Here is a 17279-nt window from a genome sequence, read left to right as displayed (position 1 = left end):
TAAGCAGTCAGCCAAACAGTTTATAAAATGATTGCTCCTGCTGTAAGAAAAGCGTTGCTGGTTATTGCCTTATTACTTGCCGCGGTACTGATATTTACTTTCAGTACCCGCAGCCGTACGGTTGATTTCAACACGGAAGTTAAACCCATTATCAATAAGAAATGTATTTCCTGCCACGGTGGTGTTAAAAGGCAGGGCGGCTTTAGTTTGCTGTTCCGTTCCGAAGCCCTGGCCAATACCGAATCGGGCAAGCCGGCCATCATTCCCGGCAAACCTGATAAAAGTGAAATGATCCTGCGTCTTACCCACAAAGACCCGGAAGAGCGCATGCCCTACCACGAGGAACCCTTAACAGAAGAAGAGATCAAGACGTTGAGCACCTGGATAAAGCAAGGCGCTGTCTGGGGCGATCACTGGGCCTATGTACCGGTAAAAGAAGTGGCTGTTCCTGCCACCGATCATCCCGGCGCCCGCAATGCCATTGATCATTTCATTTATGAAAAACTGGAGGAAGCTTCCTTACAGCCATCGCCCGAAGCCGACAAGGCTACTTTACTGCGGCGCGTTAGTCTTGACCTTACCGGTATGCCCGCAAAAGACAACCTGGCGCAATGGTATTTAAACAGCAAAGCGCCTAATGCTTATGAACAACTGGTAGACTCCCTGCTGGCCTCTCCCCATTTTGGGGAAAAGTGGACGGGTGTTTGGCTCGACCTGGCGCGCTATTCCGATACCAAAGGGTATGAGCGTGATGCCGGCCGCAATATCTGGCGTTACCGCGATTGGCTCATCAAGGCATTTAATGCAGATAAACCGTATGATGTATTCCTCACAGAACAGATAGCCGGTGACCTGCTGCCCAATCCTACCGACGAACAATATATAGCCACCGCTTTTCACCGCAATACGATGACCAATGATGAAGGCGGTACCGATAATGAAGAGTTCCGCACGTCAGCCGTGCTCGACCGGGTGAATACCACCTGGGAAGGCCTGATGGGCACCACCTTTGGCTGTGTACAATGCCATAGTCATCCTTATGATCCCTTTACACATGAGGAATATTACAACTTCATGGCCTTCTTTAATGATACCCGCGATGCAGATAGTTATGAGGATTATCCGCTACTGCGGCATTTTACCGATTCCATGGAACAGGAGTTGACAACCCTGGGTCATTGGATGGAAAAGTATACCACAAAAGAAGAGGTATTCCAGTGGCTGCGCTTTACCAAAACATGGGAGCCTTCCATTTATTCATTGACAGCCGATGCACTAGCCAACAGTACACTGCAAGATACCAAGTGGTTGACCTGCCGCAATAATGCCATTGCACGCTTAAAGCAGGTAAACCTGCAAAACAAAACCCAGTTACTCATCCGGTATTCCAGCGCATTAAAAGATGGCATACTAAGTCTGCGGCTGGATAGCGCTACTGGTCCTGTTATCACAAAAATTACCTTACCCGCTACTAAAGAGGGCCGGGAGATCCATCGTTTCAGCTTGCCGGCTACCAATGGTACGCATACTATTTATTTAACGTATAGCAGCAAAAGTCTTACAGACCCCCTGGCGAGTGGCGTAACCTTCGACTGGTTCCATTTTTCAGCAGCATTCCCTGGCAAAGGACAACCAGGTTATGCAGAAAATGAAGCGCGCTGGTGGGGCCTGCTCAATAAAGGAGTGCCTGCCACGCCGATTATGCTGGATAATCCTGCCGACATGCACCGCCCCACACAGGTATTTGAACGGGGCAACTGGCTGGTAAAAGGTAAAACCGTTACCCCCGGTGTACCGCATGCACTCAATCCTTTTCCTGCCAAAGCGCCACGCAACCGGTTGGGACTGGCTATGTGGCTTACACAAACTGATAATCCGCTTACTGCCCGCACCATGGTAAACCGGGTATGGGAACAATTCTTTGGCGCCGGCCTGGCCGAAACACTGGAAGACCTGGGCACCCAGGGCATACAGCCCACACACCGCGAGCTGATGGATTACCTCGCTTACCGGTTCATGCACCAGGACAAGTGGAGCATGAAAAAGCTGATGCGGGAAATTGTTGTATCAGCTACCTACCGGCAGGATTCAAAAGTGAGTAAAGAACTTCTGGCCAAAGACCCTTACAATAAATTATATGCAAGAGGCGCCCGGGTAAGGTTATCGGCCGAGCAGGTGCGCGACCAGGCTTTGTGCATCAGCGGCCTGATAAGCTCCACCATGTTTGGACCGGCGGTATTTCCTTATCAGCCGGATGGCATCTGGCTATCACCCTGGAATGGGGCGCAATGGAAAAATGCAACCGGGGAGGAAGCACACCGCCGGGCATTGTATACCTATTGGAAACGTACCGCTCCTTATCCATCCATGATCACGTTTGATGGCGCCTTGCGCGAAGTATGTACTGCCAGGCGCATACGTACCAATACACCCCTGCAGGCGCTGGTAACATTGAATGATGAAGCCTACCTGGAAACGGCCCGGTTCCTGGCCTACCGCATGCAGCAACTGGCCGGTAACAATGTTCAGCAACAGATCAGCAAAGGATATGAACTGGCCATGTATAAACCGATCACACCGGCCAGGTTACAGGTGTTGAATAAACTATATGATCAGGCTTTACAAACCTACCGGCAGGATAAAGATAAAACCTGTGCGATGGTGGGCGTGATGGATGAGCACAACAAACCCGAAACAGCCGCATTGATCGTCACCGCCAATGCAATGCTTAACCTGGATGAATTGATCACTAAAAATTAGTACAATCCGTTATCAGCATGACACAAAAAGAATTGCATAACCAACGCCTTATTGATGAAGCTAATACCAGGGCGCTGCATTATTTCACCCGGCGGCACTTCCTCAAGGAAAGCGCCATGGGACTGGGCGCATTGGCATTGGGTTCCCTGTTTGGTTGTGGTGCCGGAAAAGAGGAAGCGGTTTCCAATAATTTATTTGATGCGGCCAATCCGCTGGCGCCCAAACTGCCTTTATTCCCCGGCAAGGCAAAATCGGTGATCTACCTGCACATGGCCGGCGCTCCTTCCCAACTGGAATTATTCGATTATAAACCTGCTTTAATGAAGCTGGACGGACAGGACTGTCCGCCTTCCTTACTCGAAGGAAAACGTTTTGCCTTCATCCGCGGCGTTCCCAAAATGATGGGGCCGCAGGCGGTGTTTAAACAAAGAGGGCAAAGCGGCGCCTGGGTATCGGACCATATGCCACACTTTGCTACCGTGGCCGATGAAGTGAGTTTCTTAAAAGCGGTCACTACCGATCAGTTCAATCATGGCCCGGCGCAATTGCTCATGCACACAGGAGCGCCACGCCTGGGAAGGCCCAGTATCGGTTCCTGGGCTACCTATGGACTGGGAACAGAGAACCAGAACCTGCCCGGCTTTGTAGTGCTTACCTCCGGTGGTAAGTTTCCCGATGCAGGCAAAAGCGTATGGGGCAGCGGCTTTCTGCCCAGCGTATACCAGGGTGTGCAGTGCCGTAGTGAAGGCGACCCGGTATTGTTCATCAAAGATCCCGAAGGCATGGACCGTGACCTGCGCAAAGCTTCTATTGATGCCATCAATGAAGTGAACAGGCAGCAGTATGAAGAATTCCACGATCCCGAAACTTTATCGCGCATTGCCCAATATGAAATGGCTTACCGTATGCAGATCTCTGTGCCGGAAGTCATGAACATCAATGATGAGCCGGCCTATATTCATGAAATGTATGGTACACAACCGGGTAAATCCTGCTATGCCAACAATGTATTGCTGGCCCGCAAGCTGGTGGAAAAAGGCGTTCGCTTTGTACAGCTCTTTGATTGGGGCTGGGACAGTCATGGCACCGATTCCAACCTGGCCATTGATGTGGGCTTCATCAACAAATGCCGGCAGGTAGACAAAGCCACCACGGCCCTGCTGCTGGACCTTAAACAACGGGGCCTGCTGGAAGATACGCTGGTGGTATGGGGTGGTGAATTTGGCAGAACACCCATGATGGAGAACCGCGATGGTAAGCAAAATCCTTTCAAAGGCAGGGACCACCACGTAGAAGCATTTACCATCTGGATGGCCGGAGGCGGTATTAAAAAAGCAACCAGCTATGGCGAAACCGATGAGATAGGCTATAGCGCCATCAGCGGAAAAACCACCGCTTTTGATATACAGGCTACCCTACTCAACCAGTTAGGGTTTGATCACGAGAAATTCACCTACCAGTTCCAGGGCAGGCCATTCCGCCTGACCGATGTACATGGACGGGTAATTGAAGAGATCATAGCATAATACTTAGCTCTTCGGAGCTTGCAGCTCCGAAGCTTTATTTTGTTGCCTTTGGCAACGGTATTGCTGAAAGCAATGCAATAATAATGCGAGGCTGCAAGCCTCGCATAGCGTTAAAAACAAAACAACCGCAATCATGGCTTTAACCCGCAGAAAGTTTTTTGGATTGGGCGCCTCCGCCGGAGCCGCCTGGATGTTATCATCACTGGATGCACTGGCAATAGATAAACCTGCCTTTAGTGACAACCCCGCCTTCTCGCTGAAAATATTGGCTACCAACTGGGGATTCAGGGGAACGGTGGATGAGTTTTGCGCCAGGGCAAAAAAAGAAGGATATGATGGCATTGAAATGTGGTGGCCGCAGGAAGCATCCGCCCGCAATGAATTGTTTGCAGCATTGAAAAAGCATGGGCTGGAAATAGGTTTCCTGTGTGGTGGTTCATCGGCTAAATTCCAGGAGCACCTGCCACAGTTCACCAACGCCATTGATGCGGCAGCACACAATACGGTACAACGACCGCTGTACATCAATTGCCATTCGGGCCGTGATTATTTTACGTTTGAACAGAACCAGGCTTTTATTGATCATACTACCCGGCTGGCCAAAGAAACCGGTATTAAGATATGTCACGAAACACACCGCTCAAGGATATTGTTTGCAGCTTCGGTGGCCAGGCAGTACATGGAAAAGCTGCCCGACCTGCGGCTCACCTTCGATGTATCGCACTGGTGCAATGTGCATGAAAGCCTGCTGGGTGATCAGCCGGAAACCGTGAGTATGGCGTTGGAGCGTACCGATCATATCCATGCCCGCATCGGGCATCCGGAAGGGCCGCAGGTCAATGATCCGCGGGCGCCGGAATGGGAGCCTGCTGTAAAAGCGCATATTGGCTGGTGGGACACCGTTATCGAAAGGAAAAAGAAAGCCGGCGAAACCATGACCATCCTCACAGAGTTTGGTCCGCCGGATTACATGCCTACATTGCCCTATACCCGTCAGCCCCTGGCCGATCAGTGGGCCATCAATGTGCATATGATGCAATTACTAAGAAAACGATATTCTTAAATAAGCGGCGAGCCTTGAGCTACGAGCTTCGAGCTAAAACCTAATACGGCTCAAAGCGGTTCAAAGGGCTCGCGGCTCAAAGCTCGCAGCTCGTAGCTATGTTTCCACTCATTGGTCATTTCCACCCTGTATTCGTTCACCTGCCGATAGGCATGCTCATCCTGGCATTTATACTCCAGTTCATAGAGAAGAGAAAGCCGGGAACAAATTTTGAACAGGCCATCACCCTCTCCCTGCTCATGGGCATGATCAGTGCTGTTATCTCCTGTATTACCGGCTATTTCCTGTCGCGCAGTGATGATTATGATCCGCAACTGGTGAATCAGCACCAATGGCTGGGCATAGGGGTAGCGGTTGTGGCCATTGTATTGTACTTCCTGCGAAAAAAGCATACTGCACCACGCTGGCATTGGCCATTAATGATCGTATTGATCGTGCTGGTGGCAGCCACAGGCCATATAGGCGGCTCGCTTACACACGGGTCCGATTACCTTACAAAGCCTTTCAGTGGTATCACAAATCGTGATACTACCGTGTTGCAACAGGTGTCCATACCGGATGTACAGGAGGCCGCAGCTTATGCGCAAATAATTCAGCCATTGCTGCAAAACAAATGCTATAGCTGCCATAATAAGAACAAACAAAAAGGCGGATTGCGGATGGATGAACAGGCTTTGTTGATGAAGGGGGGTAAGAACGGCGTGATCGTATTACCTGGTAAGGCCGGCGAAAGCGAATTAATAAAACGGCTGTTATTGCCCCGCGAACATGATGACCATATGCCGCCCAAAGAAAAGCCGCAATTGACCGACCATGAAATAGCGCTCCTGCATTGGTGGATCACCTCCGGCGCTCCCTTTGATAAGAAGGTTAAAGACCTGGAACAGCCTGCTGCTGTAAAGCCCGCACTGCTGGCCCTGCAAAATGCACCGGCAGAAAAGAAAGCGCCTGCCACCATTCCCGCCGATCCGGTAAGTAAGGCCGATGACAGCGCCGTGAAAAGAATAAAAGACCTGGGTGTGGTGATCTTGCCGGTATCGCAAAGCAGCCATTACCTTTCGGTCAACTTTATAACGGCCGCTGGTATTCAGAATAAAGACCTGCAATTACTGCTGCCGGTGAAAAAACAATTGGTATGGATAAAGCTGGGCAACCCGGTGATCAATGATTCTGCTTTAACAGTGATTGCACAATGTCCTAATATCACCCGCCTGCAACTGGAACATACCAATATCACAGATGCCGGACTGAAACAGTTAACAGCCCTTAAGCAACTGCAATACCTGAACCTGGTGGGAACAAAAATAAGTGCGCAGGGATTGTTACAACTGAAGGGGCTCGATAAGCTGCAATCTATCTATTGTTACCGGTCGGCCATCCGGAAAGAAGACTGGCCGCAGCTACGGCAGGCTTTTCCCAAAGCCATCATAGACTCGGGTGGTTACCAGGTACCGGCACTGCCAACAGATACCATGGAAGTAAAACCGGCTGCCCGTTAAATATTATTTCCCTTTAAATGAAGGCTTTCTTTTCTCCAGGAAAGCAGTAGCGCCTTCCTGCATATCTTCTGTGGCGAAGCATTCGCCAAACTTTTGTATCTCCCGGTCATAGCCTTTCTGGGTATGATCAAAATGATTAATGCAGTCAATAATATTGGCAAGGGCGATGGGCGCCTTTGACTGTATCGTTTGTAATAGCTCTTTTACTTTGGGCAATAGGTCCCTGGGCGGCACCACCTCGTTCACCATACCATAGCCCTGGGCTTCCTGGGCAGTGATCATCCTGCCGCTCATTAACAATTCCATAGCCCGGCCTTTGCCTGCCACCTGTACCAGTCTTTGTGTACCTCCATAACCAGGGATCAGTCCCAGGTTCACTTCCGGCTGACCAAACTTTGCACTATCGGCAGCGATCATAAAATGACAGGCCAGGGCCAGCTCGCAACCACCTCCCAGTGCAAATCCATTAACAGCCGCTACAATAGGTTTGGGCGCTCTTTCTATTTTCAGGAAAATATCATGTCCTCTTTTGGCCAGCGCCATACCTTGTTCTTTCGTCAATCCCTGGAACTCGCTGATATCTGCACCGGCTACAAATGCCTTGTTGCCCGAGCCGGTAATAATCGCCGATTTAATAGCTTCATTGTTATATACCCCGTCAATCGCCTTGTCCAGTTCACCCATCACCGTTTTATTCAGGGCATTTAACTTGTCAGGGCGATTGATCGTAATCGTGCAAATGCCTTCTTCGATATCAACAAGCAATGTTTCGTACATAACATAGATTTTTTCAAATCTAAGGAATGTCTTCTATATAGGTAGTTAACCGGTTCTCTAATTTTCCTTTGCCGTATTTATCCCAGAAAGTCACCACAATATCATATTCCTGCTGCCAGTCCATCGGTTTGCCGGTATTGATCGTGCATTTCAGCTCCCCGGCCTTGTCTTTGTCCAACACATCATTGTCTTTAAAAAGATCGTCCACCGCCAGTATCTTCTTACCGCTGCTGTCGGTGATCGTGAGGGAGCATCCCACAGAAACTTTACCGTCCTTCACTACCAGTCCGCTCACACCCCGGTTGATCACTGCAAAACTTTCACCCAGTACAACCTGGTTATGGGATACCGTTTCATTATTCATCACCCGCAATACTTCCTGTGGCTCCAGGTTTGTCCAGGTAGTGGTAATGCCATTACCCATATCTTTTTTAATACCATAACTTAATCCTGCTTCGCAGCCAATCAGCGTGAGCATTAGGAAAATAGGGGCGATCAACCTGCTTCTTGTAGGCATAATAAGGGTTTTAATAATAGTACAAAGATCAGGTGCCTGGCCCAATGACGGAAGTTTTAACCAGCGAATGGCCTTTACCAGTTAGTAAAGCGGGTATAACAGGCTATAAAATGCCGGCGAATAAGAAAACCTGCCTGTTATTGATCAAAAACGCCTGACTACCTGATAGTGCATCGCCGGGGCAGTACAGGCCCGTACATTTGCGGGCTGTTCGTGAGTATTGATTACATCCTGTACTGATTTCAGCACACTTCAGTAAAGAAATACCGGCGTTTGGCAACGTAAAATTTCTGGCAGGGCGCCGGCCGCAACAACTTTGCGCCATCAATAGCACATCAGTTATCATTAATCATTAAACCTCTATTATGAAATGGTTGGTCGTGGCCGGCTTTGCCGTGCTGTCATTCACCGGGTATGTGGCTTGCAGGCATATGAAAGTGCAGCACGGAACGCCGGTGATCAGGAAGAACCTGGTAAAGTGGGAAAGTAAGGGCGATGCAACGGCTTCTGCTCAATTAACAAAAGATGAGCAGGGACGTATTACCGGTATCGAGAATGATACCGAAATAAACACCTTCCGGTATTGGTCCGATAGCCTTATGTTGCTGGAGCATGCCAAACCGGAAACCCGGGTGGTATATGAATTTAAAGGGAAGCTGGACAATATGGGCAGGTTGCTGAGCGGGGTGGCTATTGCTGCTTATGCAGACTATAACCCTGATACCGTGTACCACCGGTTTGAATACAATGCCACCGGTGGCCTTGTCAAAGAGTTCCGGGATTATGGTAAGGACGGTATCTACATCATCACGTATGAGTATAAAAACGGGGATGTGGTAAAGATCTGTACCTGGTACAACAATGAGTTGTACAATACAAAGGAACTGGAGTATTATGCGGACAAGAAAAACCTGACCGGGCTGGAAGATTTTAAGTTCAGAAAGAATATCAATAACCTGGTAGGCAATACCAGCAGGCATCTGGTAAAAAAGATCACTTCTGTAGCTCGTGGCGGTAAGATTAACTACTCTTTTAATTATGAATATGAAACAGATATGGAAGGCCTGCCGGTAAAACTGATTACCAAAAAAGGCAAGAAAGTAAGTACTGTAACTACTTACTTCTATGAAGCCAAAACATAGCAGGCATCCTGTTTACTCATTAAAAAACGAAACAAGTGAAAGCATGGTGGAAAATAGGGCAATACAGGCGCAGCCGTAAACAGGTGCACGGGCAGTTGCAGCAGCAGCGGATATTGTTGCAACAGGGGATAGCGGCGCAGGCGCGGATCATTGAAATTGAGGAAAAGGCCGAACTGATAAAAGGTTATGTGCGATTGCGGGTATGGGTAATGATACGCTTACAGGAAAAACTGCTGTACCAGCAGGTAAATACCATGGTAACTATTGAAAGAGTGCCGGTGGCAGGAGAGGTCGTACGGATCCGCATCCTGCCGGAAAATACGGCCTCTATATTGATTATGCCTTAAAACTCCCGGTGTTCTTTTACCCAGTTGGTAATATACCCGGCGATATCATGGGTGGAAGTGCCGGGAGCAAACAGTTTGCCTACGCCCATGGCATTTAATTGCAGCATATCATCTTCGGGTATAATGCCACCGCCGGTGAGCAGCACATCATCCATTCCCTTTTCCTTCATCAGCTCAATTACCTTGGGGAAAATGGTCATGTGCGCGCCGGAGAGAATGCTGATGCCAATGGCATCCACATCTTCCTGCAGGGCGGCATTCACTACCATCTCGGGCGTCTGGCGCAATCCGGTATAGATCACTTCCATACCGGCATCACGCAAAGCAGTGGCAATTACCTTGGCGCCGCGGTCATGGCCATCAAGCCCTACCTTGGCCACCAATACCCGTACAGGCCTGTTTAATTTTTCATTCATATAGCTTTTTTAAAGCTACGAGCTCCCGCTTTGGCGGGACAAGCTGTGAGTTGCGAGCTGGTAGCGATTCGTTTACTTTTTACAATTTCTACAGCTTATCCAAAGCTGCCTGAATCCTCTTCACGGTTTCTTCCTTGCCGATCAATTCCGCAATATCAAATACGCCCGGGCCAAACTTACCACCCACCAGCATAATGCGCAGCGGCAGTAATACCTCGCCGGGTTTAATATTCTTTTGGGTAGCCAGCGCTTTAAATGAAGCCTCTAACTCAGCAGCCTTCCAAACACCTGCAGCTTGCAGCCCGCTGATCACTGCCTCAAAAAAAGCTTTCTTGTCATCATTCCATTTAGGTTTTACCGCATCCAGATCCAGTTGCGCCGGTGTTTCAAAAAGGAACTTTGATTGCTCATAAAAATCTGCCAGCAAAGTACAGCGGTCTTTCACCAGGTGAATGACTTTTTGCAAATAGTCATCACCGGGAATGATAATTCCTTTCTCTTCCAGGAAGGGTTTAACCGTTGATTGCAGACTGTCAGGGGATATTCTCTTGATCCACTCATGATTGAACCATTTGGCTTTCTCAAAGTCAAACTTGGCGCCGCCTTTATGTACCCGTTCGAGGGAGAATTTTTCGATCAGTTCTTCCAATGTGAAGATCTCCTGCTCTGTACCATCGTTCCAGCCCAGCATGGCCAGCAGGTTAATGAATGCTTCCGGCAAAAAGCCCAGTTCACGGAAACCCTTTGTCAGCTCTTTGGTTTTGGGATCGGTCCAGTTCATGGCAAACACCGGGAAGCCCATGCGGTCGCCATCCCGTTTGCTCAGCTTGCCGTTGCCATCGGGCTTCAGGATCAGGGGCAGGTGTGCCCATTGCGGCATATCCTGTTCCCAGCCCAGGTATTTCCATAATAAGATATGTACGGGTGCGCTGGGCAGCCATTCTTCACCCCGGAATGCATGGGTGATCTTCATCAGGTAATCATCCACTACTACGGCCAGGTGATAGGTGGGCATGCCATCTGCTTTCAGCAGTACCTTATCATCTACCAGGCCGGTATTAAAGCTTACCTCTCCCCGTATCATATCGGTAAAAGTGACCGTTTCATGCTCTGGCATCCGCAGGCGGATCACATACGGCACGCCATCCTCCAGCAGGGTTTCTGTTTCTTCCAGGGTAAGGGAGCAGGAATTGCGCATTTCCAGGCGAATGGTGTGGTCATATTGCGGAGAAGGATTGGAAGCTGTTTTAAAACGCTCCCGCATCGTTTCCAGTTCCTCCGGCCTGTCAAAAGCGTAATAAGCGTGGCCATTTTTCACCAGTTGCTCGGCATATTGACGGTAAATAGACTTGCGTTCACTTTGGCGGTAAGGGCCATAAGGTCCGCCTGCATGCGGACCTTCATCCGCTTCCAGGCCACACCATTTCAGGCAATTAATAATATATTCTTCCGCACCTTCCACATAGCGGTTTTGGTCCGTGTCTTCAATACGCAGCACAAAATCGCCCCCGTTCCGGCGGGCAAACAGGTAATTGTATAAAACAGTGCGCACACCACCCAGGTGTAAGCCTCCCGTGGGACTGGGTGCAAAACGAACCCGTACTTTTTTTGCCATAGTGGGCAAAGATAAGGAGTAGAAGGCTATAGGCTTCCAGCCCGGCGGAAAGTACTATTTTGGGCAGCGAAACGTTATTATAATAATATGCGCGGCCGCCTCTTACTTCTGATCCTTTTTTTTACAGTAAAATACACACAGGCACAGCTTACCTACCAAACGCTGGAGGTAGATTATGACAGCACCTTCGAATACAAAAACCTCAAAATAATACCCATCCGTCCCAAAGGGGGTGGTAATGGCCTTCCGCTCAGTTTCCCTCAACAAAACGGCAAGCCCATCATCTCGCTCAGCCAGGCCCTCAAGCTAGGGTATGTAAAAGTGAGTGAGCGTGGCTCGGCATCAACAGAAAATGTACATTACCTGCGCATCAACAACCGTTCGGATACGGCCATATTCATTGCTTCCGGTGAGATCATTTCAGGGGGGCGGCAGGACCGTATGGTAACCAAAGACACGGTGCTGGCGCCCAATGGCAAGGACCAATACATTGATGTGATGTGCGTGGAAGAGGGGCGCTGGAGTGAAAAGGAAAAAAAACTTGAGTATTATGGCTATGCCAATCCCGCCCTGCGCAAAGTGCTGGACCAGTCCCGCAACCAGGTACTGGTATGGAAAGAGATCTTTGGCCAGCTCGACGGGAGTGGTGTAAAAGCGCCTACATTGGCTTATACCGCCCGCAAACAGGACAAAAAGTACGTGTTGCAGGAAGAAGAATATTTCCGTTTCTTCTATGATAAGATCATAAAAGATAGCAGTATAACGGGGTTTGTATGCGTAAGTGGGAATAAGGTCATTGGTATGGATGTTTTTTCGGGCAATAACCTGTTCCGGGAAGAGCTGGAACCTTTGCTCCGCGGCTATATAGAAGAAGCCATCATACGCGGCAGCATCCCTGTTGTGCAGGACCCGGCCGTAAAAAAATACCTCGATAAAATACTCTCCAGCGAAAAGGGGCAGGAGGAATACCTGAAAAAAAATGGTAAGATATTCCGGTACGAGAAGAAGGTCTATCATATAACCGGCTACGCAGAATAATTTCAGCTACTTTTGTAGCAGCATGTTCTACTTTGTTAAAACACCCTGGTTGCTGAAAAAGCTCTACTCCCGCTGCACCTGGCATATACCTTCCCGGGAAAAAACTATTTACCTCACTTTCGACGATGGCCCGCATCCCACCGTCACTCCCTATGTATTGGATGTATTGCAGCAATACAAGGCCAAGGCCACCTTCTTCTGTATTGGCAAAAATGTGGTGGAGCATCCGGCTATCTATCGCCGTATACTGGATGAAGGGCACCGTACAGGCAACCATACCCACAATCACCTCAACGGATGGAAAGTAAAGAATGACCAGTATATTAATAACATCATTGAAGCTGCGAAGCATATAGATTCCAACCTATTCCGTCCACCTTACGGCAGGATCACTCAATTCCAGGTCAAAATACTGTCTGGCATAGCTGCCTATAAAGGTTCCGGCCGAAACCTTCAAATCATTATGTGGGATGTGCTAAGCGGTGATTTTGATCAAAGTTTGTCGGCAGAAACCTGCACGGTAAACGTCATTAACAAAACCCGGCCGGGCAGCATAGTCGTTTTTCATGATAGTGAGAAAGCATTTCCGCGCATGAAGGATGCATTGCCTCGTATGTTGAAATATTTCAGTGGGAAAGGGTTCCGGTTTGAAGTCATTCAATTATAAAAAAACTTACTGTAAGACTGAAAATTTGTCGTGTAATGGATTCCCAAAATTGGAGAGGGGCCTAAAAAAATTTGGGCCTGGGTAGACACCCTGGCCCGTTTTTAATCCGTACCCTATGAAAACTGACTTAAAGGTATAAACTTTTTTGATTCAACCAAAGATATTTCCGGCGCATCCTCCGGAAAGGGTAAAGGGCTTTGCGTCACATTGTCCGGTTTCACCCCAAAGCCTTGGCGAAGGCGGGCCGGGGATTCTACAGAGCCCGGGGTCCTTTTTTCTGCTGGCATTGATTGCCAGGGGCCATCTTTGGTGCAGGCGGTAGGGTAATCAGGGATAGTGGGTATTTTTGCCCGTTTCAAAACGCGGCCAACCTTTAAATCTTCGTAATCCTGGTTCGAACATTAATCATCCTGGTTTACTTTTGCCCTCTTTGAAACGAATACAGAAATGCAAATAGTTGATACTCACTGCCATCTCTATAGTAATGTCTTTAAGGCCGATATTGATGCAGTCATAGACCGTGCTGTACAGGAGGGGGTGGAACGTTTTTACCTGCCTGCTATTGATAGTGAATCGCACCAGGCCATGCTGGAACTGGAAGCCCGTTTTCCGGGTAAGTGCATCGCCATGATGGGATTGCATCCTGTTTCTGTAAAGGAGAATTATGAGGAGGAACTGGCGTTGATAGCCGAATGGCTGGGCAAAAGGGAGTTTGTTGCAGTGGGGGAGATTGGCCTGGATTACTATTGGGACCGGGCTTACGACAAGCAACAGGTAGATGCTTTCCACCGGCAGATCGAATGGGCTTTGCACTATAAATTGCCTATCGTCATCCATTCACGAGAGTCTATGGACGACTGTATCCGCATTGTACAGGAGCACCAGCGGGGGGCATTGGGAGGTATCTTTCACTGCTTTACCGGAACAGCGGAGCAGGCCCGTCAGGTCATTGATGCCGGTTTTTACCTGGGAATAGGCGGGGTGCTAACTTACAAAAAAACGACCCTGCCGGAAGTACTCGCGGACATCCCGCTGGAGCACATTGTATTGGAAACGGATGCGCCTTACCTGCCGCCGGTACCCTTCCGGGGGAAAAGGAATGAAAGTAGTTACCTGAAATACGTATTGGAAAAGCTGGCCGAGGTAAAAGGGCTGCCGCAGGAGGAAGTAGCAAAAATTACTACGGCCAATGCCCAAAAAATATTCGGTAGGTAGGCCGCGAAACTGTATTTTTGCCACCCATTTTTTAAGGAGACGTGTCCGAGTGGTTGAAGGAGTCCCGATGCATATCGGGAGAAAGTGTGATACCGAAAGGGCATCGTGAGTTTGAAAGTAGTTTTTAAAATAATGGAGACGTGTCCGAGTGGTTGAAGGAGCACGCCTGGAAAGTGTGTATACTCGAAAGGGTATCGCGAGTTCGAATCTCGCCGTCTCCGCAAAATTTCAGTTGTGTATGGAACACAATGGAAAATTTTATGTCTACGTCCTTCAGTCCTTGAAGGACTTTTCTTTTTATAACAGGGCAATGTCAAGACCTGTTTACCCTATCACCTGCATTTGCCTTTCATACCACCGGTCGAAGAATACTGTCATTTTGTAGTAGCTTTAAAGGTAAAGTGTAAGGGGGTGTGAAAAAGATTGGGTTCATATTCATTTTTCTTCTCTTTGCTTTTGTATCAAAAGCGCAGCCTGGTAACTGTACGTTTAAGTCACCCCAATTCACCATAAACTTCGGTACAGGTAATATACGTGAGATAAATACCGCAACTCTTTCTGATTACCGGCGGGTTTTCAGTTCATGCCCTACTGATGGACATTATTCTTTTGCCTCTTATACCAGTGGATGCTTTAGGGATGATTGGCATACGCTTTCCTCGGACCATACGGACGGCGATACCGGTGGCAATATGTTACTGGTTAATGCTGCACCGGTCGGAGGAATGTTTCTAAGCATACCAATTAGTGGATTGAAGAGTAATACCATGTATGAACTTGGCTTGTGGGTGATCAATTTATGCAAGCCCACCAAGAAATGCCCACTCTTATTACTGCCCAGTCTCCATATTCGATTGGAAACACCGGAAGGCAAGATAGTCGCAAATATAGTCACAAGGTATTTGCCAAGAGTCCAGGAGCCTCGTTGGAGTCAGCATCGGGCTTATTTTACAACACCTGCTTCAATATCAACATTACAGTTGATTATGTCCGACAATGCGCCGGGTGGTTGTGGAAACGATTTTGCATTAGATGATATCACATTCCGTGAATGTGTGAAGCAAAACCCGCAGCCAACGGTGACTCAAAAAACACAGCTAACGAAAAAACGAGTGGCTGATTCAAAACCGGGTACAAAAAAAAATACCACTACCGTACAAAGGAAAACTCCGGAACCTCAGACAATAAAACCGAAACCTGATACTACTTCAAAAGCAACTCCAGTTGTAAAACAGCCTCCCCAAATAATTCTTTCAACTCCATTGGTTTTAAAAACCAGGGAAAATGCGCTGGTCCGGAAAATTGATACCGAAGCTGGTGAAATCAAAGTTGATCTTTATGATAATGGTGAAATAGACGACGACACAGTTAGTATTTACCACAACAATAAATTAGTTAAATCGCATATGCGCCTTTCTCAAAAACCAATATCCATCACCATCACTGTAAATGCGTCTCAACCGCACCACGAACTGATTATGGTGGCTGAAAATTTAGGTTCAATTCCACCGAATACTTCGGTCATGATCATTACCACACCAGGCAAACGTTATGAAGTTTTTATTTCCTCCAGTGAGCAAAAGAATGCAAAAGTTACATTTGATTTAAAGTAAGGAATGGAATAAGCGATCAATAGCCTGTGAGAATTATGCTGTTATGATGCAGTTGGACAAAATACCTGCTCAGATGGTTGGTTGCAAATGCCTTCCACAAGCGGCCATCCGTAATTACGTCCCTTTTCAAGAATGTTGAGCCAGATGGTAAAAATTTCAGACCTTTACATAGATTAAGCCGCAGCACTTTTCAAAAACTCTCTCTATTAAGCCATCATAAAGTTTCAGGTTAAGATTTTGTCCTTAATAACTTAAAGTAGTTTTTATGGCTGAAATAAACTTAACTGGTACCCGCCACAGATTTGGCCATACCTACCGGAAGGATACCTGGTGGGTCCGCCCCATGATTATCTTTGTTTGTCTCACCACTTTTGTTGTTTACGTAACCTGGGCAGCATTCCAGGGCAGGTATTATACATTCGGTCCCTATCTCTCGCCGCTTTATTCGCCGGAACTTTTTGGTAATTCACCCCATAGCTGGTTTGGTGCTAAACCCGGTTGGTGGCCGGCAATAATACCCTGGTCCCCTGCACTCCTGGTATTATGGGCGCCGGGATTGTTTCGTTTAACCTGTTATTATTATCGTGGAACCTATTATAGATCATTTTGGGCAGATCCCCCTTCCTGTACAGTTACCGAACCACGTAAAAAGTATCGTGGTGAAAATTCTTTTCCATTGATCATACAAAATATACATCGTTACTTTCTTTATATCGCCTTGTTCTTTTTGCTTTTTCTTTCTTATGATGTTTGGAAGGCACTGTGGTTTATCCCGCCCGTGGGCGGGACTGATGCAGGTGAGGAATCATTTGGTATTGGTGTAGGCACAATTGTATTGGCCATCAATGTAGTGTTACTGGGCGGATACACTTTCGGTTGTCATTCATTGCGCCACCTGGTTGGCGGATTACGGGATCGACTTTCCGGAGCACCGATTCGTCGCAGAGCATACCAGTGCGTAAGCTGTTTCAACAGGAAACATATGTTGTGGGCATGGATGAGCTTATTTTGGGTGATGTTTTCAGATATCTATATCCGTTTATGTGCTATGGGCGTGTGGAATGATTGGAGAATAATATAATTT

15 protein-coding genes and 1 tRNA gene are annotated in these 17279 nt (G+C 47.9%); 12 read left to right on the top strand and 4 right to left on the bottom strand.

Annotated elements, in window-relative coordinates; genetic code table 11:
- Positions 1-27 precede the first annotated feature (27 nt).
- The 4 genes from HB364_RS02095 (at position 28) to HB364_RS02080 (ending at position 6848) form a co-directional block, all read left to right on the top strand.
- Positions 28-2760, top strand: a complete 2733-nt coding sequence (locus HB364_RS02095) for a DUF1553 domain-containing protein (protein WP_167286242.1) — start codon at positions 28-30, stop codon at positions 2758-2760.
- Between the two features lie 17 nt (positions 2761-2777).
- The gene (locus HB364_RS02090; protein ID WP_167286241.1) at positions 2778-4286 is read left to right on the top strand and encodes a DUF1501 domain-containing protein; all 1509 of its coding nucleotides are present in this window, start codon (positions 2778-2780) and stop codon (positions 4284-4286) included.
- Positions 4287-4419: 133 nt separating this feature from the next.
- Positions 4420-5349, top strand: a complete 930-nt coding sequence (locus HB364_RS02085) for a sugar phosphate isomerase/epimerase family protein (RefSeq protein WP_167286240.1) — start codon at positions 4420-4422, stop codon at positions 5347-5349.
- 98 nt (positions 5350-5447) lie between these two features.
- Positions 5448-6848: a c-type cytochrome domain-containing protein gene (locus tag HB364_RS02080; RefSeq protein ID WP_167286239.1), complete on the top strand. Its 1401-nt coding sequence runs from the start codon at positions 5448-5450 to the stop codon at positions 6846-6848.
- Positions 6849-6851: 3 nt separating this feature from the next.
- Here the strand turns inward: HB364_RS02080 and HB364_RS02075 are convergent, their stop codons facing one another.
- Together HB364_RS02075 and HB364_RS02070 are read right to left on the bottom strand one after the other, a co-directional pair.
- Entirely contained in the window at positions 6852-7625 is a 774-nt protein-coding gene (locus HB364_RS02075) for an enoyl-CoA hydratase/isomerase family protein (protein WP_167286238.1), read from the bottom strand.
- 19 nt (positions 7626-7644) lie between these two features.
- Positions 7645-8142 carry a hypothetical protein gene (locus HB364_RS02070; RefSeq protein ID WP_167286237.1) on the bottom strand — a complete coding sequence of 166 codons (498 nt, stop codon included), beginning with the start codon at positions 8140-8142 and terminating at the stop codon, positions 7645-7647.
- A 365-nt stretch (positions 8143-8507) separates the two neighbouring features.
- On the opposite strand from HB364_RS02070, the gene HB364_RS02065 reads away from it, so the two are divergent.
- Together HB364_RS02065 and HB364_RS02060 are read left to right on the top strand one after the other, a co-directional pair.
- Positions 8508-9284, top strand: a complete 777-nt coding sequence (locus HB364_RS02065; protein WP_167286236.1) for a hypothetical protein — start codon at positions 8508-8510, stop codon at positions 9282-9284.
- Positions 9285-9319: 35 nt separating this feature from the next.
- A complete protein-coding gene (locus HB364_RS02060) occupies positions 9320-9631 on the top strand; it encodes a hypothetical protein (RefSeq protein WP_167286235.1) in 312 nt (103 codons plus the stop codon).
- On the opposite strand, the gene HB364_RS02055 is transcribed toward HB364_RS02060, so the two are convergent.
- Together HB364_RS02055 and gltX are read right to left on the bottom strand one after the other, a co-directional pair.
- Positions 9628-10047: a cobalamin B12-binding domain-containing protein gene (locus HB364_RS02055; protein WP_167286234.1), complete on the bottom strand. Its 420-nt coding sequence runs from the start codon at positions 10045-10047 to the stop codon at positions 9628-9630. The two genes, HB364_RS02060 and HB364_RS02055, sit on opposite strands and share 4 nt — an antisense overlap.
- Positions 10048-10135: 88 nt before the next feature.
- The gene (gltX, locus tag HB364_RS02050; protein WP_167286233.1) at positions 10136-11662 is read right to left on the bottom strand and encodes a glutamate--tRNA ligase; all 1527 of its coding nucleotides are present in this window, start codon (positions 11660-11662) and stop codon (positions 10136-10138) included.
- A gap of 87 nt (positions 11663-11749) precedes the next feature.
- On the opposite strand from gltX, the gene HB364_RS02045 reads away from it, so the two are divergent.
- From HB364_RS02045 to HB364_RS02020, 6 genes are all read left to right on the top strand, one after another.
- Positions 11750-12700 (top strand): ARPP-1 family domain-containing protein, encoded by a 951-nt coding sequence (locus HB364_RS02045; protein ID WP_167286232.1) that lies wholly within the window; start codon positions 11750-11752, stop codon positions 12698-12700.
- Between the two features lie 22 nt (positions 12701-12722).
- The gene (locus HB364_RS02040) at positions 12723-13367 is read left to right on the top strand and encodes a polysaccharide deacetylase family protein (protein WP_167286231.1); all 645 of its coding nucleotides are present in this window, start codon (positions 12723-12725) and stop codon (positions 13365-13367) included.
- A 447-nt stretch (positions 13368-13814) separates the two neighbouring features.
- Positions 13815-14582 (top strand): TatD family hydrolase, encoded by a 768-nt coding sequence (locus tag HB364_RS02035; RefSeq protein WP_167286230.1) that lies wholly within the window; start codon positions 13815-13817, stop codon positions 14580-14582.
- Between the two features lie 134 nt (positions 14583-14716).
- Positions 14717-14803 (top strand) — tRNA-Ser (locus tag HB364_RS02030).
- Between the two features lie 192 nt (positions 14804-14995).
- A complete protein-coding gene (locus HB364_RS02025; protein WP_167286229.1) occupies positions 14996-16195 on the top strand; it encodes a hypothetical protein in 1200 nt (399 codons plus the stop codon).
- 343 nt (positions 16196-16538) lie between these two features.
- Entirely contained in the window at positions 16539-17276 is a 738-nt protein-coding gene (locus tag HB364_RS02020; RefSeq protein WP_208419835.1) for a hypothetical protein, read from the top strand.
- Positions 17277-17279: the final 3 nt, after the last annotated feature.

This window comes from Paraflavitalea devenefica (assembly GCF_011759375.1).
Lineage (GTDB): Bacteria > Bacteroidota > Bacteroidia > Chitinophagales > Chitinophagaceae > Paraflavitalea > Paraflavitalea devenefica.
This window is presented reverse-complemented; position numbering and strand designations above follow the sequence as displayed.